Origin of the sequence: Lysinibacillus sp. 2017 (genome assembly GCF_003073375.1) — a bacterium.
Classification (GTDB): domain Bacteria; phylum Bacillota; class Bacilli; order Bacillales_A; family Planococcaceae; genus Solibacillus.
In genome coordinates, this window is record NZ_CP029002.1 from 3264219 (window position 1) to 3285001 (window position 20783).

General features: G+C 36.3%; 20 protein-coding genes. 9 read left to right on the forward strand and 11 right to left on the reverse strand.

Going from position 1 to position 20783, the window contains the following annotated elements; genetic code table 11:
* Positions 1–125 precede the first annotated feature (125 nt).
* The gene (locus tag DCE79_RS16020) at positions 126–623 is read left to right on the forward strand and encodes a metallophosphoesterase (RefSeq protein ID WP_234417282.1); all 498 of its coding nucleotides are present in this window, start codon (positions 126–128) and stop codon (positions 621–623) included.
* Between the two features lie 42 nt (positions 624–665).
* Here the strand turns inward: DCE79_RS16020 and DCE79_RS16025 are convergent, their stop codons facing one another.
* The 3 genes from DCE79_RS16025 to DCE79_RS16035 all read right to left on the reverse strand — a co-directional run bounded on the left by DCE79_RS16025 (position 666) and on the right by DCE79_RS16035 (position 4220).
* Positions 666–2414 (reverse strand): methyl-accepting chemotaxis protein, encoded by a 1749-nt coding sequence (locus DCE79_RS16025; RefSeq protein WP_108713976.1) that lies wholly within the window; start codon positions 2412–2414, stop codon positions 666–668.
* A gap of 198 nt (positions 2415–2612) precedes the next feature.
* Positions 2613–3509 (reverse strand): radical SAM/SPASM domain-containing protein, encoded by an 897-nt coding sequence (locus DCE79_RS16030; protein ID WP_108713977.1) that lies wholly within the window; start codon positions 3507–3509, stop codon positions 2613–2615.
* A 192-nt stretch (positions 3510–3701) separates the two neighbouring features.
* A complete protein-coding gene (locus DCE79_RS16035; protein WP_108713978.1) occupies positions 3702–4220 on the reverse strand; it encodes a YehS family protein in 519 nt (172 codons plus the stop codon).
* Positions 4221–4678: 458 nt separating this feature from the next.
* Here DCE79_RS16035 and DCE79_RS16040 point away from each other — a divergent pair, with 458 nt between their 5' ends.
* The 5 genes from DCE79_RS16040 to DCE79_RS16060 all read left to right on the forward strand — a co-directional run bounded on the left by DCE79_RS16040 (position 4679) and on the right by DCE79_RS16060 (position 10308).
* Positions 4679–6349: a peptide ABC transporter substrate-binding protein gene (locus DCE79_RS16040; RefSeq protein WP_108713979.1), complete on the forward strand. Its 1671-nt coding sequence runs from the start codon at positions 4679–4681 to the stop codon at positions 6347–6349.
* 127 nt (positions 6350–6476) lie between these two features.
* The gene (locus tag DCE79_RS16045; protein ID WP_108713980.1) at positions 6477–7406 is read left to right on the forward strand and encodes an ABC transporter permease; all 930 of its coding nucleotides are present in this window, start codon (positions 6477–6479) and stop codon (positions 7404–7406) included.
* On the forward strand, positions 7406–8341 hold the full coding sequence (locus tag DCE79_RS16050) for an ABC transporter permease (protein ID WP_108713981.1): 936 nt from the start codon (positions 7406–7408) through the stop codon (positions 8339–8341). Before DCE79_RS16045 ends, DCE79_RS16050 begins: the two co-directional genes overlap by 1 nt.
* A 15-nt stretch (positions 8342–8356) precedes the next feature.
* Complete coding sequence (locus tag DCE79_RS16055; protein ID WP_108713982.1) at positions 8357–9403, forward strand: ABC transporter ATP-binding protein; 1047 nt, start codon at positions 8357–8359, stop codon at positions 9401–9403.
* The gene (locus DCE79_RS16060; RefSeq protein WP_108713983.1) at positions 9403–10308 is read left to right on the forward strand and encodes an ABC transporter ATP-binding protein; all 906 of its coding nucleotides are present in this window, start codon (positions 9403–9405) and stop codon (positions 10306–10308) included. Before DCE79_RS16055 ends, DCE79_RS16060 begins: the two co-directional genes overlap by 1 nt.
* Before the next feature lie 43 nt (positions 10309–10351).
* Here DCE79_RS16060 and DCE79_RS16065 read toward each other — a convergent pair whose 3' ends face one another.
* The 3 genes from DCE79_RS16065 to DCE79_RS16075 all read right to left on the reverse strand — a co-directional run bounded on the left by DCE79_RS16065 (position 10352) and on the right by DCE79_RS16075 (position 12878).
* Entirely contained in the window at positions 10352–11899 is a 1548-nt protein-coding gene (locus DCE79_RS16065; protein WP_108713984.1) for a catalase, read from the reverse strand.
* 161 nt (positions 11900–12060) lie between these two features.
* The gene (locus DCE79_RS16070; protein ID WP_108713985.1) at positions 12061–12213 is read right to left on the reverse strand and encodes a YpzG family protein; all 153 of its coding nucleotides are present in this window, start codon (positions 12211–12213) and stop codon (positions 12061–12063) included.
* Between the two features lie 98 nt (positions 12214–12311).
* The gene (locus DCE79_RS16075; RefSeq protein ID WP_108713986.1) at positions 12312–12878 is read right to left on the reverse strand and encodes a DUF4256 domain-containing protein; all 567 of its coding nucleotides are present in this window, start codon (positions 12876–12878) and stop codon (positions 12312–12314) included.
* Positions 12879–13094: 216 nt separating this feature from the next.
* Here DCE79_RS16075 and DCE79_RS16080 point away from each other — a divergent pair, with 216 nt between their 5' ends.
* A complete protein-coding gene (locus DCE79_RS16080; protein WP_108713987.1) occupies positions 13095–13325 on the forward strand; it encodes a DUF1540 domain-containing protein in 231 nt (76 codons plus the stop codon).
* Between the two features lie 144 nt (positions 13326–13469).
* On the opposite strand, the gene DCE79_RS16085 is transcribed toward DCE79_RS16080, so the two are convergent.
* The 3 genes from DCE79_RS16085 to DCE79_RS16095 all read right to left on the reverse strand — a co-directional run bounded on the left by DCE79_RS16085 (position 13470) and on the right by DCE79_RS16095 (position 15578).
* Positions 13470–13706, reverse strand: coding sequence for a small acid-soluble spore protein Tlp (locus DCE79_RS16085; RefSeq protein WP_108713988.1), 237 nt, complete (start codon positions 13704–13706; stop codon positions 13470–13472).
* 31 nt (positions 13707–13737) lie between these two features.
* Entirely contained in the window at positions 13738–13977 is a 240-nt protein-coding gene (locus DCE79_RS16090; RefSeq protein WP_108713989.1) for a hypothetical protein, read from the reverse strand.
* A 320-nt stretch (positions 13978–14297) separates the two neighbouring features.
* The gene (locus DCE79_RS16095; protein ID WP_108713990.1) at positions 14298–15578 is read right to left on the reverse strand and encodes an MFS transporter; all 1281 of its coding nucleotides are present in this window, start codon (positions 15576–15578) and stop codon (positions 14298–14300) included.
* Positions 15579–15754: 176 nt separating this feature from the next.
* Between DCE79_RS16095 and DCE79_RS16100 the strand changes: the two genes are divergently transcribed.
* Positions 15755–16381, forward strand: coding sequence for a cupin domain-containing protein (locus DCE79_RS16100; protein WP_108713991.1), 627 nt, complete (start codon positions 15755–15757; stop codon positions 16379–16381).
* Between the two features lie 182 nt (positions 16382–16563).
* On the opposite strand, the gene DCE79_RS16105 is transcribed toward DCE79_RS16100, so the two are convergent.
* Together DCE79_RS16105 and DCE79_RS16110 are read right to left on the reverse strand one after the other, a co-directional pair.
* Complete coding sequence (locus DCE79_RS16105; RefSeq protein WP_108713992.1) at positions 16564–17532, reverse strand: tRNA dihydrouridine synthase; 969 nt, start codon at positions 17530–17532, stop codon at positions 16564–16566.
* 248 nt (positions 17533–17780) lie between these two features.
* Positions 17781–18635: a malate synthase gene (locus DCE79_RS16110; RefSeq protein WP_108713993.1), complete on the reverse strand. Its 855-nt coding sequence runs from the start codon at positions 18633–18635 to the stop codon at positions 17781–17783.
* Positions 18636–19522: 887 nt separating this feature from the next.
* Here DCE79_RS16110 and splB point away from each other — a divergent pair.
* Positions 19523–20551, forward strand: a complete 1029-nt coding sequence (gene splB / locus DCE79_RS16115; RefSeq protein ID WP_108713994.1) for a spore photoproduct lyase — start codon at positions 19523–19525, stop codon at positions 20549–20551.
* Positions 20552–20783: the final 232 nt, after the last annotated feature.

The window sequence follows — 20783 nt, forward strand, 5'->3', positions numbered from 1 at the left end:
GAAAAAATCACTTTTTCAGTTATTTAAATTAATTATGGTGGTGAATTTTTTGCAGTACGCGATTTTGAGTGATTTACACTCACATTATAAAAAAAACGAAAAAAGTTTTAAGCCATATAAGCACGGTGGCTCCAACGGCTGAAATTATCGGTTTAGGCGATTTATTTGAATGCACCATTAGCAAGAAAAAGGCGAAGACAACTCGAAATGCGAAATTGAAGGATGCAGCCATTATTGAAGAAAAATTTTTAGACTTATTAACATTCCCTTCAATCATTGGAAATCAAGAAGAACGTATTGCTCTTGTTACGGGAGACCAGCGTTTTTTACAATATGAACTTGAGAAAAATATTGATCATGCCACACTCATTCATGGGCATCAAATCGATTGGGATGAATCATTTCAGCCCACTTTTCCTCCTATTAAAACGCCGTTATTATTTTTTGGTCATAGTCACGAAGCTGCCATTTATGCGGATGGCATCAGGCAAAAAGTTCCTTATAATATTCCGTTAGCTATTGGACAAAGAAGCTACCAAATTAATGTTGGGGCTGTTGTTGATAATAAAGAATGGTGTTTATATGACAGTGACGCTATGACAGTTACATTTATGCATGCATAAAAAAGGCTAGGACGTGAGAAAATTCACGACCTAGCCTTTATGTTATTTCATGTATTGTTGTTTTGATTGAACTAAAATGTCTTGTAATTGCTGTAATTTTTCGATGACAATTTTTGATACTTCTGTTAGCTCATCTAAGTATTTTTCCGCTGATTCCTTGTCACCTGCTGTATGGGCACCAACCGCTTTTTTGGCAATATCATATACTTTTAAGAACGGTGCTTCTAATTCACGGTACACCTTTTCATCCCCTAAAAGTTCATGACCTTTATCGTAATACCACTGACCTAAATTTGAGTCACGAGGTGATTCAATATTTAAGCTTGTAATATCTTCGAATCCTAATAATAAGTTATAAATTTTCCAACGCCATAATAAGTGGTCCGTAATAGCAACTTCAATAATATCTTCTTGTGAGATGATAAAGTTTTTCGAAATCGTTTTAGAACGGTAGTTATCAATCATTTTACTTAATGAATAAATCGCTGTCCCTGTTTCAAACGCAATCTCTTGGCTACGAATGGTACTTTCCGTCATGCTGCGGTTACGCTCAGCTATTTCAGAAGCCGATTCTGCTTGATGTCTTGTCGTTGAAGCGATTTCTTCAAAACGTGCACCTTGTGTTTGAAGTGTGTTATTAAGCTCTGATAATGTATTGGTAATTTGAATAACATCGGAAACACCTACGTGTAATTCTTCTGTTGATTTTTTCGTTAAGTCATCAATATTTTCTGTAATATGTAATAACTCTTTAATATCGGTATCTATCGATTGAACTGAACGCTTTGTATCATCAGCTAATTTACGAACTTCTTCTGCAACAACCGCGAAGCCTTTACCAGATTCACCAGCACGTGCTGCCTCGATGGAAGCATTAAGTGCAAGTAAATTGGTTTGGTCTGCGATACCTTGAATTAGCTCCATCACTTTAGATACACTATGTACACGTTCTACTAAATTGGCTACATTTTGACGAACCGCATGTTGACCTTCGTCTGTATTTTGTAAGATTGTAGAAACTTGTTGTAATGATGATAAATCATTATTTAATTCTGTTAATGAAACTTGCGTATGTTCAGAAATATCTCCAACAGAAGCTGCAATTTCCTCAATACTTGAATCAAGATCAAGCATTAAATCACTCGCTAACTTGACATCATTATGTTGCACTTCTTGGAATTGAATTAGTTCTTTAATTTGATCTAACTGCGTATTATATTTAATAATTTCACCTAACCCATTTACTACTGAACCACCTTGAATCTCAATATAGGTTTCAACAATAATTTGGAGATCAAGTGTTACTAAACTATCGTAAGCAAGTAATGTATCCAACATTTGTTTATAATCACGACCACATTGTTTTGCAATGAGAGGAATGATCAATTGGTTAATTAATGTATAGGCAGAAATCATCCAGTTTGGTAAAACACCTATACGCGCATGTGTATAAGCAATACGACGACGTTTAAATACGTATTCAATATTCAATTCATCTTGGAAAAGGCTAGAGAAATGGTGGTCAAATGTTACCTTTAATCGTTCAACACTAGAGTTCGAGACAATAATCTCTTTGAATTCTGGAATTGCTAATAATCGTGTATAGAAATTATCTAAAATTTCATTGCGGTTTTCACTATAAATTTTATTTAATAATGAAACAGATTGACGTCGAACTTTACTTAGTGCTAAAAAGTCTAGTTTTTCTTTAAAGCGTTCGTTTGTTTCAATATCTGAATCTGTAAGTTGACCAAAATACTCATAATTTTGAATTTTACTTTTACCAAACATAGCTATATATCCCCTTACTCACACATAATAGTAACTAATTTACTCAATAAATCTCCGCTTACGTGTCACTTTATTGGATATAATATACTTATCTAATATCAATACGCAGAAATTTGAATCATATCTCTTCATATAATACTATATTCTCATTTTATATCTATGCTTATAATTGAATTTTTTCTTACTTTTTCCTTTATTTTATACTTCTGGTAACTCGGAATCCATGCCAAACTTTTGGCGGAACCCACATTTTTTGCATAATTCTTCTACAGCTTCTCGACGTGAAAAGCCATCTACTAAATTTTTGGCACGATTGCTTTCAATAATGTCACCGAATTTTTGTTCATGGACATTACCAAGGTTAATGACACCTTCTCCATCTAAACAACAAGGTACAACCGAACCATCAACTAAAATGGCTGCATGTGTACGCAATGCATGGCAAAAACCTTTTCCTTCGTCAGCTTTTTCAAGCAAGCTTGGCCAACGGAATTCATGATCTTGATTTAAATAGATATTTTTGGCTATTTTTACGCCTTTACCCATCTCGACACGCTCTTGAATTTCGTAATCTAAATCATATTCTTTTTCGAGAATTTCTAATGTTTCTCGGTTTCTACGATTCGCATCTTCTGAAATATTCGTACGTTGTAAGTTCCATAAGCGATAAGAAATAAGTACATTCTGTTCACGCACATCACGTACAAAGTCTAAAATATCACCTAAATACTTTTCGCGATTTTCAGAACCTTCATGTCCATCAAAACTGTGAAGTGAAAAATTAATTTGACGAAGCGCCGGTTTTCCAAGTAACTTCTCGCGATTTTTCTTAATTAATGTACCGTTCGTTGTAATGTTTACTTTAAATCCTTTTTCATGTGCAATATCAAGTAGCTGGCCAATTCGAGGATGCAATAACGGCTCGCCTTTTACGTGTAAATAAATATATTTTGTGTAACCACTAATTTCATCTAAAATATTGGCGAATTGCTCTACTTTTATTAATCCTTTTGCACGCTCTGTTGGCGGGCAAAAACTACAGGCTAAATTGCAAACGCTCGTAATTTCAATATATACCTTTTTAAATGTTTTCAATGTTCTTTCACCATTCCTTTTTAACTATATCCACTGGAGACTTAACTTCATTAACAAACTGTTAGAAGTTAAACAATACTGTTCATTGTATCAAATTTCATTTCATAATAGGAATGGGATGCCTTTTAATCGTAAATGAATAGCATACCCATAGAAATCTATACTTTCTTATCCACTAAAAAAATAGGACGCCTATTTAGACGTCCTAATCTCATTACTTCTGTATCGAATTGATAAGCCTTTTAAAAACTTACGTGCAAAATTATCGCCACACTCTTTATAATTGCGATGTCCTGGTTTACGCATGATAGCACCAAGCTCGCCTTTAGATACGGCAATACCACCATCATCTAATACATCAAGCATTTCTTCAGTTGTTAGCTGACAAGCAACTTTCAATTTTTTTAAAACCATATTATTTATATGATCTGCCTTTTCTTGAACTGGTACGGCTTGCCCTTCTTTTTTTGGCATCGGTCCACGTTTAAATGTAATAAGTCCATTAAAGAACGACTCTAAGTTTTTGTTATTCACTTTAATTTGATCATAATCTGCGGGTACTTCTTCATCTTTTTCAAGTGATTTAATCAAGTACTTTGGCATTTCTTCGGGTGATACACGAATGCCACCAAGCTTAAAAATTTCAATCATTTCTCTATTTTTTAAATCTAGTGCATAACGCACGCGGATTAAAATATCATTATTATCCATCATAACCTCCAACAATGTTTGCTAAAAATATTATAACAGAGGTTGGAGGTGGAATGTTAGCTTGTCACTTCGTATTTTATTATCTTTCTTTGTCACATAAGTATAAATAACTTTTTGACATCTAACCATGTCCTGAAAATCCACTAACAACCGTTAAAGCTACTCTCTCAAAATAACTTTATTTTCAGAATTTTCAATAACAAATACTATTAATATACAATACTATCCCTAGATTTATATGGTATAAATTATTTTGAAATACTAAAATCTGCCTTTTCACAATAGTCATTTCCAAAAAACACATTTAGAATAAAATCATATAAATAACATTAATGCTCGAATAGGTTATTTTTTTCTTACAAAATACAAAAATTCTATTTATTATTACTTTTGTATTTGATATAGTTTATATGCGTTACAATTTTCAGAATTTTTTAAAAGAAATCGGAGGTTTGACAATGAAATTTAACAAGTTTCTTACACTTATGATGGTGCTTGTACTTTCTGTGGTACTAGCAGCATGTGGTGAAGATGACAGCAAGAAAGACGATACTTCTGAAGGTACTACAGAAACAGGCACTGAAGGTACTACAGAGAGTACAGATACAACTTCAGAACCTAAAGAGCTTAATTTATTATTTGGGTCTGAGCCACCGTCATTACACCCTGGTTTAGCTACAGACACTACTTCAGCTACTGTTATTCAAAACATTTTTGAAGGTTTAATGACAATGGAAAACGGAGTAGCTACAGAAGCTGCAGCTGAAAGCTATGATGTTTCTGACGATCTATTAACGTATACATTCAAATTACGTGATGCGAAATGGACGAACGGAGACCCAGTAACTGCTGAAGACTTCGCTTATTCTTGGAAATGGGCATTAGATCCAGTTAATGCTTCTGAATATGCATCGATTTTATACGCAATCAAAGGCGCTGAAGCTTATAACTTAGGCTCAGGATCAGTTGATGATTTAGGTATTAAAGTAATTGATGAAAAAACAATCGAAGTTACATTAGAAGTTCCAACACCATACTTCTTAGAATTAACAGCTTTCAAAACAATGTACCCAGTTCACCGTGCTACACAAGAAGCAAATGCTAACTGGTTTGCAGAAGCAGATTCAATCGTTTCTAACGGTGCGTACACATTATCTGAGTGGGTTCACAGTGGTAACTTAGTATTAACAAAATCTGATTCTTATTGGGATGCAGAAAATGTTAAAATCGACACTGTTAACATCGCTATCGTAGAAGCAGAATCTTCTCAAATGAACATGTTTGATAATGATGAAATTGACTTCTTAGGCACAAACTTCGGTTCAATCGCTTTAGATGCTATTGACCGCTTAAAGTCTGAAGGTTCATTAAATGTAGAACCGTACTCAGGTATCTATTGGTACAAATTCAATACTACGGACAAAGTTATCAGTAACGTAAACATCCGTAAAGCATTAGCATTATCTATCGACCGTGCAGGTTTAATCAAAAACATCACTAAAGGTGAGCAAGAGCCGGCTTTAGGTATCGTTCCTAACGCAGTAGAAGGTTTCGGCAATGATGAAGGTTACTTCAAAGATGCTGATTACGCAACTGCAAAAGAATATTTAACTAAAGGTTTAAAAGAATTAGGTTTATCAGATCCATCTGAATTAGAAATTACGGTTTCGCACAATACTTCAGAAGCTCACGCTGCGATTGCACAATTCATTCAACAAGGTTGGACAAAAGAATTAGGTATCAAAGTTAAGCTTGATAACGCTGAATGGCAAGTGTATTTAGACAAACTTTCTAACTTAGATTACCAAGTAGGTCGTATGGGTTGGATCGCTGACTATAACGATTCTTACACATTCTTAGAAATGTACAACACTGCTGCAAATGGTAACAATGATACTGGTTGGGAAAATAAGGATTATACTGCATTATTAAAACAATCAGTTATTGAAACAGATCCAGCTAAACGTATTGCAACATTATTAGAAGCTGAAGCAATTATGATGGATGAAATGCCTGTTGCTCCAATTTACTTCTATACGAATCTTTATATCTCTAAAGATTATGTATCAGGTATGGTTCCTGATGGCTTAGGTAACATTTCACTTAAAAACGTTGATATCAACAAATAATTTTCATAACACATACGTATTTTTTGTGTAGTTTTACACGAAAGGCTGCTCATAAATCCTTGTGATTTGGAGCAGCCTTTCATAATATTACCGAAAATTCAAAATAATCAAAAAGGAGGTCTGTCCAATGCTAAACTACATATTAAAGCGAGTACTTTACATTATTGTGGCTCTATTCATCATCGTTACAGCCACATTCTTCTTAATGAAGTTAGCACCAGGTAGCCCATTCGCTAGTGAACGTCAACTTCCAGTAGCAATTGAACAGCAACTGAATGCGAAATACGGCCTCGATAATCCTTGGTATATTCAATACAAAGATTATTTAGTATCTACACTTACATTTGATTTTGGTGAATCAATGAAATATAAAGGTCGTACAGTAAATGCCATGATTTCAGAAGGGTTCCCTGTGTCATTAGTATTAGGATTAGAAGCTATGGTTTTAGCAATAGGATTAGGTGTTCTGTTAGGTGTTATTTCTGCACTTTATCACAACAAAGTTCCTGACTATGTGTCGACTGTAATTGCCATTTTAGGTATTTCTGTACCTTCATTCATCCTTGCCGGGCTCTTACAATTATTCTTTTCACTTAAACTCGGATGGTTCCCTGTAACAGGTTGGAAAGGCTTTATTTACACAGTTTTACCTGCAACTGCTATTGCCCTAACACATGTTGGGTTCATTGCAAAACTTACTCGTTCTAGTATGTTAGAACAAAATAATAGTGAGTATGTAAAACTTGCACGAGCAAAAGGTATTGGTAAGTGGACAGTCGTATTCAAACACTCCCTTCGCAATGCTTTGTTGCCAGTTATCACATATTTAGGACCTTTAACAGCCGGCGTATTAACAGGTAGTTTCATTATTGAACAGATTTTCGCTATCCCTGGTATCGGACGTCACTTCGTACAGTCAATTACGAACCGTGACTATACGACCATTATGGGTGTAACCGTTTTCTATTCAATTATTTTATTGCTTGCTGTATTAATCGTAGATATTTTATACAGCTTTATTGACCCTCGTATCAAACTGAAAGGAGCAAAAAAATAATGACACAGCACAATTCAAATATTGACAACATTGCTCCTGAACGTTTTAAAGTTGTTGGGGCACGTACACAAGAAGCAGATTCTCTCAATAAAAAACAAGTTTCATTTTGGCAAGAGGTTATATATCGCTTTTCCCATAACAAGCTAGCGATTATTGGGCTCGTTATTTTAGTATTGATTGGAGTAATGGCCATACTTGCACCAATGTTTTCTTCTTGGAACTATGAAGAAAGTACGGGACTATACAATTCCGCGCCTTCTGCTACACACTGGTTTGGAACAGATGACCTTGCACGTGATTTATTCGTTCGTGTATGGCAAGGGGCAAGAATTTCATTATTCATCGGTATTGCTGCCGCAGTTATCGATTTAATCATCGGCGTTCTTTGGGGAAGTATTTCTGGATTATTAGGTGGACGTGTCGATAACATTATGATGCGTATTGCCGATGTTTTAACTGCAATTCCTTACATGCTAGTTGTAATTATCTTATTAGTTGTTATGGAAAAAGGTTTAGTTCCAATGATTATTGCCTTATCCATTACTGGTTGGGTAAATATGGCACGTATCGTTCGTGCAGAAGTTCTTTCAATTAAAAGTCGTGAATTCGTTTTAGCTTCTCGAACATTAGGTGCGAATAGTTGGCATTTAATTAAACGCCATTTAATTCCGAATGCGTTGGGTGTTATTTTAGTAACAATGACATTAACGATTCCTGGTGCTATCTTTACAGAATCATTCTTAAGTTATATTGGTTTAGGGGTGCAACAACCGATGGCAAGTTGGGGTACGATGGCTTCAGAAGGTAATAAGGCCATTCAATCTGCACCTTGGCGTTTAATCTTCCCAGCCCTCTTCATTTCGTTAACGATTTTTGCATTTAACGCTGTTGGAGATGGACTTCGCGATGCATTAGATCCTAAATTACGTAAATAGAAAAGGGTGTACGATATGAAAAAGAAAATTTTAGAAGTTAATGATTTACGTATTCATTTCAAAACGTACGCCGGTATTGTACAGGCCGTACGAGGCGTAAATTTTGAATTATTTGAAGGTGAAACGCTCGCAATCGTTGGCGAATCAGGCTCAGGTAAAAGTGTTACAAGCAACGCTTTAATGAAGCTAATTCCCGAGCCACCTGGTATTTATGCTGGGGGCGAAATTAAATTTAATGGTCGCGATATCATTCCTCTTTCTGAAAGAGAAATGTTATCTATTCGTGGCAATGAAATTGCAATGATTTTCCAAGATCCCATGACGGCATTAAATCCAACGATGCGTATTGGCAAACAAATTATGGAAGTTTTATTAAAGCACAAAAAAGTTTCTTCTAGAGGCGAAGCCAAAACTCGCTCAATTGAATTACTAAATCAGGTAGGTATTCCACATCCTGAAAAACGTTATAGTTCTTATCCGCATGAGCTATCTGGAGGGATGCGCCAACGTGTTGTTATTGCGATTGCACTTGCTGCAGATCCAAAGCTATTAATCGCAGATGAACCAACAACAGCACTTGATGTAACGATTCAAGCACAAATTTTAGAGTTAATGAAGGAAATTCAAAGAAATTCAAATACGTCAATTATTTTCATTACACATGACTTAGGTGTTGTAGCGAATGTAGCTGATCGTGTTGCAGTTATGTATGCTGGCCAAATCGTTGAGTATGGCACTGTAGAGGATATATTCTACAACCCGCAACACCCTTACACTTGGGGCTTACTAGGTTCAATGCCTGACTTAAACAACTCAACAGATGAGCTATTACGTGCCATTCCTGGTTCACCTCCAAATTTAATCAATCCACCTAAGGGCTGTGCTTTTGCTCCTCGAAACGAGCTAGCTTTAGCAATTGATTTTGAAGAAGAACCACCAATGTTCCAAATTTCTGAGACGCATTTTGCGAAAACGTGGTTACTTCATCCGAATGCGCCAAATATTCCACTGCCAGAAGTGGTTGCTCGCCGTATTGAATCCGCAAAAGGAGGCGAGGCATAATGCGTAAAAAGATTTTAGAAGTCAAAGGATTAAAACAACATTTTGGTACTGATAAAGCACCGATTAAAGCGGTTGATGGCATCAGCTTTGATATTTATGAAGGTGAAACACTTGGACTTGTAGGTGAATCAGGTTGTGGTAAATCGACTACTGGGCGTTCTATTATTCGCCTTTATGATATTACTGACGGCGAGATTTTATTTAACGGGAAAAACGTAAATTCTTATTCTTCTCGTAAAGAAGCGCTGAAGTTTAACCGTGATATGCAAATGATATTCCAAGATCCATACGCATCGTTAAATCCGCGTATGACGGCTGGCGAAATTATTGCGGAAAGTTTTGATATCCACGGCCTTTATAAAAACAAAAAAGAGCGTCGAGAAAAAATTGGGGAGCTGCTAGAATCGGTTGGTTTAAACCGTGAGCACGCAAACCGTTATGCACATGAATTTTCAGGCGGTCAGCGTCAACGTATCGGAATTGCCCGTGCACTTAGCTTAGATCCAAGCTTTATCATTGCCGACGAGCCAATTTCTGCACTTGATGTATCGATTCAAGCACAAGTTGTTAACTTATTAAAGCAACTTCAAAAAGAACGTGGACTAACCTATTTATTTATTGCTCATGACCTATCAATGGTGAAATATATTTCTGACCGAATTGCGGTAATGTATCGCGGAAAAATATTAGAGCTAGGGGCTGCGGATGAGATTTATAATCACCCTATTCACCCATATACGAAATCTTTACTTTCAGCTGTACCTCAGCCAAACCCAGAGTATGAGCGAAAACGTGTACGTATTCCATACACACATGAAGAAACATCAGAAAATGTACAAGTTTTAGAAGCACGCCCTGGCCACTTTGTATTAGCTACAAAAGAGCAACTTTCTAAGTGGTTGTAAAAATGAATTGCCGAACATCCAAATTGGATGCTCGGCATTTTTATTATAACGGACCTGTTTCCTTACTATTTTCAATTGCTTGCTGCACAGCTTCATCGTTTTTTGCATTGCCGAGTGGGCCCGAATCTGGATTATTCGTTGCGTGTAAATTATCACGTAAGCGGCGTCCGTATTCTGCATCTGCTTGTTCGGCATAGCGAATAATCGTTTCTTGGATAACTGGAGCACACTTTGCTAAATCGGTTGTTAAATTCAGGATTAAATCATCCTGCTCCCATTTTTCAAAATTACGATAGGTCTCTCCAGCTTGCTTCGTATCATTCGTTCGATCAAGTGGTGCACGAACGAGATGCCCTTCGACAAAGGGGGTATGTTCTTTTCCAACTTGCTTTGCTTCTTTCAAACCACCTAATAAGGAAGGTTCATAATTAATATGTGGATTTTCATGCGTATCGACTTTGTATTGCATTTGTCCACCACGTTGATTCGTTGCCACATACTTTTTCGGCGCATTGATTGGCAACTGTAAATAGTTTGGTCCAACACGATAACGCTGGGTATCCGAATAGCTGAAAGTTCGTCCTTGTAGCATTTTATCATCTGAAAAATCAAGTCCATCCACGAGAACCCCTGTCCCAAATGCAACCTGCTCTACCTCTGTAAAATAATCTTCAGGATTTTTATTAAGCGTCATTTTACCGACTGCCTTCCATGGGAATAATTCCTCTGGCCAAAGCTTTGTGTCATCTAACGGGTCAAAATCAAGCTCTGGATGTGGTCCGTCTTCCATGATTTGCACAAATAACTCCCACTCTGGATATTCCCCTTGTTCAATTGCATCATGTAAATCCTGTGTCGCATGGTTGAAATTTTTTCCTTGAATTTCTTCTGCTTGCTGTTGTGTTAAATTGCGAATGCCTTGCTTCGGCTCCCAATGGTATTTTATGAGCACACCTTTTCCTTCTGCATTCACCCATCTATACGTATTAACCCCTGAGCCTTGCATCATGCGATAATTCGCGGGAATCCCCCATGGCGAATAAATAAGGGTTACCATATGAAAGCTTTCAGGAGACGCCGCGCAAAAATCAAAAAAGCGTTCTGCATCTTGCCGATTCGTAAGTGGATCAGGCTTAAATGCATGAATCATATCAGGAAACTTCATCGCATCCCGGATAAAAAAGATTTTTAAATTATTGCCGACTAAATCCCAGTTCCCATCCTCAGTATAAAACTTCACCGCAAAGCCACGTGGATCGCGTAATGTTTCAGGAGAATGTCCACCGTGAATGACGCTCGAAAGGCGAACAAAAACAGGTGTCTGTTTTCCTTTTTGTTGAAACAACTTCGCCCTTGTATACTTTGAAATTGGTTCATCCCCTACCATTCCATAAGCTTCAAAAAAACCGTGTGCCCCTGCGCCTCTCGCATGTACAACACGTTCTGGAATTCGTTCTCGGTCAAAATGACTAATCTTCTCAATAAAATCGTAATTTTCTAGTGTCGCAGGACCACGATTTCCAACTGATCTTAGCTGTTGGTTATTTGTAATTGGATGTCCTTGTCGATTCGTTAATGTTTTATCTTCCATACTGCTCACTCCTTTTGTGAAGCATTGGAAATATAATGGAATTTTATACGTTAGGAATTCATTTTCAAATGGATTATTTTTTTGATTTCAAACAAATAAAAAGGAAGAATCTCTACTTAGAGACCTTCCCTTTTCTTGATTTCAATTATTGTAACGGATGCTTAAAACTGTCTCGCTTTTGCTTCAGTTCTCAAAATACGGTTATGAAGCGTAATTTCTGTTTCGCCGTTTTGTTGAGCTTTTTGATGCTTTTCACTTGTCCAGTTTTGGTGGATTTTTTCAGACTTTTGAATTGACTTTGGATCTTTACCCATCTGCTTCCGCCTCCTAATCATCAGCGTTAATAAATGAAATCAATCCTAGTATTGTGCATATTACGTTTTCTATTCAGGAAATTAGCTAAACCAATCAACTAATTTAACACGAATACCCCACGAAAACCTCTTGCCCCGTAGTACGAATCCGCACCATTATGATAAACAAATACGGTATCATAGCGGCGATCGCAGAATAATGCGCCACCAAGCTTTCGAATGTTGTCAGGAGTAGCAATCCAACTTGATGTTTTCAGATCAAATTCACCTAACTCTTGAAGCGCACGATATTGTGCCTCCGTAGCTAATTCAATTCCCATTTCTTTCACTACATCCATCGCACTTGTTGCAGGCTTATTATTTTTTCTTGCATCTAATGCTTCTCGGTCATAACAAATACTTCTTCTTCCCTTTGGACTCTCTGCAGAACAGTCCATGAATAGATAGCCGCCTGTATTTGCATCAACACCAATTACATCTGGCTCACCTTCTGTTTCTTCCATTTGCTGAAGTGACCATAACTTTTCTGGACATTCTTCCAGCTTTTCCAGTACTTGCTCCCACTGTATTCCTTCATGTCGATTCATGTTTTTTTCAAATCTTTGTTTTAAGGTCTGTAATAATTGTGCAAGTTGTTCTTCTGTTACCGTTTTACTTTTAAGCATTATTATTCTCCTTTTCCAATTGAATTCTTGTCTTTAAATTAACGAAACAGCTAGTATTTCGTCAACATAAAGCTTAGAAAAGGAGATTCATTCGTTTGAAAATAAAAATCCGCCAATTGGACAAAATAAAATTTGAAGAATATAAAAAGGGCAATTATTGATTATCGCCTTTTTCTGTATTTTTCAGGATTAATCAAATCAAAGAGGAGGAAAGCTATGCCCACTTTAGAGGTAAAATGTACTGTGTCCAACTGTTTTTTTCATGCAAAGGGGAATGTTTGTGGCGCCGAAAAGATTGAAATCAATATGAATGATCAAACCAACAAAAATGATCTGACAGAGTTTGCTTCTGATTTTTTTCATGAGGTAAAAGGGAAAGCCGCACACTCAACAGATACGTGCTGTAAGACGTTCATATCCAAAAAAGATAAGGCTCATCGTCCTTAAAAAAGCACATTTCGCGCCAAATCATGCGAAAAGTGGATTACCTTGAATTACCTTAATTAATTCACAGAAGTATTCGCTAAATCAGCGTTACTTCTGTGAATTATAACATTTGTATTTATTTTTCCTTTACTAATTAATCATTGCCTATGCTTTCCCTCTTTTGCCTTTTGTAACTTCTTCTTTTATTTCTTCTTTAAGTTCTTCTATTGAGTATTTGCGTCGCTCGTTTTTTTCTCTTATAATTTCACGCTGCACAGGATTTACGAATTCCTTGCTAAATTCGGCGTCCATAAGATTGCCTTCAGTGTTTTTAATAATATCGCGTATTCGGTCGACATTACTCGAGTTGTCATTTGGTTTCCCTTTACTTGAATTAGACATGTTAACCTCCTAGATGAGTGAATTTTGAATTTTACCTTAGACTGTTACGATCTAAATTGATACTGCCAGGTATTTGATTTAATTTGTAGGCATTACTGTCTACTTCTAACTTTTCCTTTAGTGGTTTAAGCGGAATTTCATCGACCGTTTGAACTTCAGATTCTTGTGCGAGTAACGCTTTTGCATCGTTATAAGAAAGACCAGAAGCTGCATTTAATCGCTTCACTTCATCAATATCTGTCCCAGCTTCCGTAAACTTTTTTTCTTCCATTCACACACCTCCTCTTAGCTATAGGATGCACGAAGTTATGAAGGTTATGTAATAAAAACAGTAGCTATATGTAAGTAACGATCGTTTGAACTTCAACTTCATCTCGACTATTAACTAAACCATATACATTGCATAAAATAGATATGAAAGATTTGTAAAAAAGCGGCTGTATAAAATAACTTTTTTTAGATGAGGAGGATTTCAGTGGCAAGAATATGTCTACTTCCAAATGCCGAAGAAATATCTGACAACTGGATTCATGATGACTGCGATATAGATCGGTGGGAAAATGATGGTGGCACATACCACCTTACGTTTTATTAACTACTTTTAGGTTGTTTGGACATTTCTTTGGCGTCCTGTCGCTTTTCCTTAAAACAACTTGCTCCAATCAATCCAATGATGGAGAAAATCACGGGCGTGATGAAACTGTAGTAGTAACCTTCAGTGATACTGCTTGTGGGGGACTGAAAATGATCCAGTATATTTCCAAAAATAATTGGTAGCAACACCGCACTTAGAAATCCACCCGTATTTGCAAACCCCGATACGATACCTGATTCTGTTATTTTAAAAGATTGACGAACGGCAGCGAAAGTTAATGCACTTGCCCCATATCCATAGCCAATGATAAAGAAAAGTATTAGTAATAAGACGTATGGTGGGTGCGCCTTAAATAAGAGGAAGCAAGACCAGCAGAATAAAACAATTAATTGCACCACAACATAGGGGCGTTTAATCGTTTCTAATCGACTTGAAATCCAACTAGTTAGAGGAGCTCCAATCAATGCGCCCACTAGACCAATCATAACCAACCCGCTCGCATCCGAACGTGTCATTCCATACACACTAATTCCGTAAGGCACTGCCCACGAACTGATAAATCCAACATACGCCCCAACAACACCAAAATGACAAAAGAATAAACTCCACGCTTGCCAACTTGAAAATATTCTTCGTAGTAAAACTGATGTTTTTTCACGCTCGCCATTATTGGTTACAACGTCCGGCTCATTGTGAAAAATTTGTTTTGGTTTTTTTAAGAGGACAAAATAAAGCAAAATGCCACATAAGCATAATAAAAATCCCGCTGAAAAAAATGCGCCTCTCCAACCAAGTAAGTCAATCCATGCAGAGAAAGGGACGGTTGCCAAAAGAAATCCTAAACTTCCTGTCATGCCGGCCAGACCAATTAATCGAACAAATTCCTTTGTGCTAAACCATCCGCCCAAAATCAACACAAGGTTAACCCAGATGGTCGCATCCCCCATCCCCGTCAGCATTCTGGCAAAGAATAAGACAAACTCATGCGTACCAAGACTGTAAATAATTGTTCCAATCCCTGTTAGAGTGGCCCCGACAATCAGAAAATAATTGGGCCCAAAACGGTCAGCCAAAATCCCCATAGGAATTTGCAAACCCGTGTATATAAAAAATTGTATACTTGCCAGAAATCCAATCGTAGATGCCGTTACATTAAAATCCCTCATCACTTGGTCCGTAATCAATCCCGGAGCTGTTCGTTGACTCGCCATTAACAAATACGTAAGCATTACAGAAACAAATACAACCCATCTATATTTGCTATTTTGTTTATCCAATCTCTCGACTCCTATAACCTTTTACTCTATATATGAAATTTTGCTAACGGTAAAGACCAATTGATTAAAGTAATTTGCTATTTAACGTTTACTAACGATGTACACCGAACAAGTTGTAAGTGCATAACCTACCTAGAAGATTTGTTATCAATAATGTATCGAGGTGAAAAAATTATATGTCCTCTTTGGATTACACATCTCCATCTGCTCAATTCACATTTGATGTAAATAAGAGTCCGCTATTCCAAAAAGATAGCAACAACTTTATTAACGTATTAGGTGTACAACAATTAAATACACTGGATCAGGTATCACTCTTAGATATTTCCCTAAGTGCTAATAATGTCATAGAACCGCACTATCACCAAAATGCGGCCGAGTTAATCTATTGTATCGCGGGCGCTGTTGTTGTCTCAATCCTAAATCCATTCACAAAACAACTTCTCGATTTTCCGATTACCCCTGGGCAAGTGGCAAATATTCCACAAGGCTGGTGGCATTATATCGTAGCAACTGCTGATAACACGCACCTATTAGCCATTTTTAATGCGCCAACGCCAGAAGTAATTTCAGGCTCTGATATTTTAAAATTTACACCTGCATCAATCATGGCTCATACGTATTGCATGGATGAAAATCTATGGAAGCAAGCCATTGCACCAGTTAAGCCTTCCACATTTATTGGTCCCCCTGTGGATTGCAACAAAGTAGTAGAATGTGCGCCTCATCCATATATAAATCAAAATTATCAATGGCCACATTATCAGCAATTTAATTATGTTCCTCAGTACCTGCACTATTGAGACTAAAGGAAGATTTGGTTAGCCTTTACTAAAATGACGCATAATAAAAAGCATCAAATTCAAAAAAGAGTTAAACAGCTCTTTCTGAATTTGATGCTTTCATTTTTATCTAAGCTACAACCTAGCACTGTGGTAAGTGGATTTGACAAGATTTAAGTTGTTAGCCCATTATTTATATGTCATCACTCAACATTGTCTAATTCAAATTGATCGAGCAATGTACGCACTTCATCCGTTGACTTTGTATTCATCAATTGATTTCTTAATTCGCCTGCACCACGGAATCCTTTAACATAAATTTTGAAAAAGCGATGAAGTCCAGACATTGCGCGTGGCAATATTTCTGCGTACTTGTCTTGTAGGTCCAATTGTAATTTTAAAAGATCAAGATATTCTTTTGGACTATGCTCTTTTGGCTCTTTTTCAAAAGCAAACGGATTTTTAAAAATACCGCGCCCAATCATAACCCCGTCAATACCGTATTTTTCAGCAAGTTCTAAGCCCTTTGCACGGTCAGGAATGTCGCCATTAATAGTTAATAACGTATTCGGTGCAATTTCATCTCGTAATTTTTTAATTTCTGGAATCAAATCCCAATGCGCATCAACCGCACTCATTTCTTTTCTTGTACGTAAATGAATCGAAAGGTTGGCGATATCTTGTTTTAAAATATGTGTCAGCCACTCTTTCCACTCATCGACTTCTTTATAACCTAGTCGCGTTTTTACACTGACAGGTAATCCGCCCGCTTTGGCTGCTTCAATTAGTTCTGCTGCCACTTCTGGTCGTAAAATTAAGCCACTACCTTTCCCTCTTTGTGCTACATTCGGTACAGGACAGCCCATATTAAGATCAATGCCTTTAAAGCCTAGTTCCGCCATCCCAATACTCATTTTACGGAAATACTCAGGGTTATCTCCCCAAATATGTGCAACAAGCGGCTGCTCATCTTCTGTAAAAGATAAACGCCCACGCACACTTTTAATACCTTCTGGGTGACAATAGCTATCTGAGTTTGTAAACTCCGTAAAAAATACATCTGGTCTTCCTGCTTCTGCGACGACATGACGAAATACAAGATCCGTCACATCTTCCATTGGTGCTAGTACAAAAAATGGCTTTGGTAAGTCCTGCCAAAAATTATTTGCCATAGTAATATTCAAATCCTTTCATTAATGGGTAAGACAACTACTTATCCCAAAATGCAAAAGTAACATGCTCTTACTTTTAATCATTATTATAGTATAACCTAGCTCTTTTAATTTTTCTTCACACAACTTCGGATTCCACTAAATTTTCATTTAACCATTGAAAATAAGAGCAAATGGTTCAAAAAAAAAACGAATTCCACCATCGGGAATTCGTTTTTTTATCATTCTTAATAGCTTTAGGCTAACGTCTAATTACGCATTAATGCGCCATTAGGCTTTGTTAACTCTTGGGCTGTAATTTGATTCATTTTGCAAAAATATTTGAAAAATTGTTGTGCCAGCTCTCGTTCCTCTGGGTCAGTCTTTAATGAAACGATATCTAACAAAATTTGAGCCATCCAAGAATTATCGAAATAACGGTGTTTACCTGTATTCCATGTCATTTTATGGGTGAATTTTTCATTTACGTAATATTCCCAGAAAAGAATCTTATTCGATTCTTCTTCTGTAAGTTGGATTCTGTATTTTGAATGAGCAGGAATATATCCGTCTTCACAAAGCTTACCGATAAATCCTTCCTCCACCATATAGACACCTAAGATGCGTCTTTCTTTTTCAGGCATGTCAGGATCTACTGATGTTAACAACACAGCACTATTTTGATGCAAGCGTACGGGTTTGCTTGGCTTTCCTTTATTATTACCGCTTTTCGAAACGCCAGCAAAAACCTTCCACTCTGAAAAGGCACTACTTTGTTCTTCTTTATCACACCAAAAAACCATTTGTGATTCGGGATGAAGTTTATGGTTTTTCATAAGTTTTTCATGTTGCAAGTGAAGTTCTTCATTAATTCGTTGGAGTTTTTTCTCCTCTTCCTTCTTAACTTCTTCTTCCTTACGCTCTATTTCATTTTTTTGTATCATTTTTTCAAGTGAATTGGCATCGCTTTTATCATGTAGTTTAAGATGCGTTCCAAATACATCAGGGAAAACAAACTTTTTACTTTCTGTTGCGAAATGTATTTCAATACTAGAATCATTATGTTTAACTATACTACCTGTACCAAAAAGCTTGTGTGTAACTTTCTTATTGATTAGATTCATTCTTCTAATCCTCCTCATGGAATAAAAACTCCGTTACTTTTGGATAGCAAATTGATAAATCATTCAACTAACTTCCTTTAAGGCTTACACAACTGTTTAATTTTTTCTGTCCTTTTAAATAAGGATATTAAAAAAACGTATCCTTAATTCTATCTGCAAAAGATACAGTGGAATTCGAAAATACGATTCAAAAAAACAATTATAAGCTTATCATAACATTTTTTTTGAACAAACACAACTTTATTGTTGACAATATATTTTGCAGTGATGTAAAATGAAAGTTTTATTATTCGTGATACGTTATAATCACTATAAAATAAAGGTTTTCGGCAATTGGTTGCGTCTAACTTTAATGTGTGCAAAATCGGGAAAAATCAACACATGAAGAACGTTCTTAAAGGTATTTTTTTTTTTGATTACAAAAATAATATTTAATGTATAAAAAATAAAAAATGACCCATACTATTATAGATTTCACTTCCAATCCAAATGACTAGGAGGGTTAACCCGATGAGTGCGAATCATCAATCTCAAAAGGACCATCAAAACTGAATGAAGCTAAAGCAGAGTTTTCTTAGGGAAATCTTAAGATTCAATGTGAAAGCGAGGCAGTGTGTCATGGAGGAATTTAAGTAAGTGATAATCAAGCCCGGAATTTGAACTATAAAATTCCGGGCATTTTTTTTGCAAGATGTACCCTTTAATGATTTTTATATCAAAGTATTATTTGCAAAGAACAACTACACAATTTTCCACATCATAAATTTTCCTTCATTAAATAAGCTAATATTAAATACGAAAAGAAGGTGATGACATGTTAGCAATATTAGGAAATATTACTTTTATTTTTATTCAAAATCTTCATATCATCAATCCTGGAGAAACTCATGAATAAACCCTTTATACCCCAGCTTGTTTATTTTGAGCCAAAAGCCTTGGAGTATCCGTTAGGTATAGAACTGAAAGAAAAGTTTGAAGGGCTAGGTATCGAGATTCGTTATACAACCTCACATAATCAGATACGGAATTTACCTGGAGACAATGATTTGCAAAAGTATCGTATCGCAAAATCTACGCTCGTCGTGGGCATTCGCAAGACATTAAAGTTTGACACGTCCAAACCATCCGCAGAATATGCCATTCCTCTTGCGACAGGATGTATGGGGCATTGTCATTATTGTTATTTACAAACAACGATGGGGAGTAAACCGTATCTTCGTACATATGTGAATGTCGATGAAATTTTAGAAGTGGCAGATCATTATATAGAAGAACGTGCTCCTGAGATTACGCGATTTGAAGCAGCTTGTACATCTGATATTGTTGGGATAGACCATTTAACGCATTCATTGAAAAGGGCAATTGAACATTTTGGCCAAACGGAATTAGGAAGATTAAGGTTTGTAACAAAATTTCATCATGTCGATCATTTGCTCGATGCTAATCATAACGGCCACACAAGATTTCGATTTAGTATTAATGCAGATTACGTCATTAAAAATTTAGAGCCAGGTACTTCACCTTTAGCAAAGCGTATTGAAGCAGCTGGGAAAGTAGCAAGAGCTGGTTATCCACTTGGTTTTATCGTAGCACCGATTTATCTTCATGAAGGTTGGCAGGATGGGTACTATCATATGTTTGAGCGTCTTGATGCGGAGTTACCGAGGGATGCACGAGAAGATATCACATTTGAATTCATTCAGCACCGATTTACAAAGGCTGCAAAAAACGTCATTGAGAAAAACTATCCGAAGACTAAATTAGAGTTAGATGAATCTTCAAGGCGTATTAAATGGGGAAAGTATGGAATCGGAAAATACATTTATCAAAAAGAAGAAGAGGATGAAATGAAAGTACAGTTATACAGCTATATGGAAAAATTCTTTCCAAATGCGAAACTCGAGTATTTTACGTGAGCACATAAGATATTATTGACTTTCCATTTATGTGGTTATTGAAGAATTTTAAAATAAAAAATAGACGGGCGATCTCACTGCCCGTCTGCTTTGGAGAAGAATTTTATTTTTGCACTAGACAAATGTTATTTTCTGTTATATACTATATTCAATAAGACATTTACAAGACAATAACAACAACAATAAATTCACCTATTACAAAGAGTATATGTGTTTTAGTTGGTACTTTTTG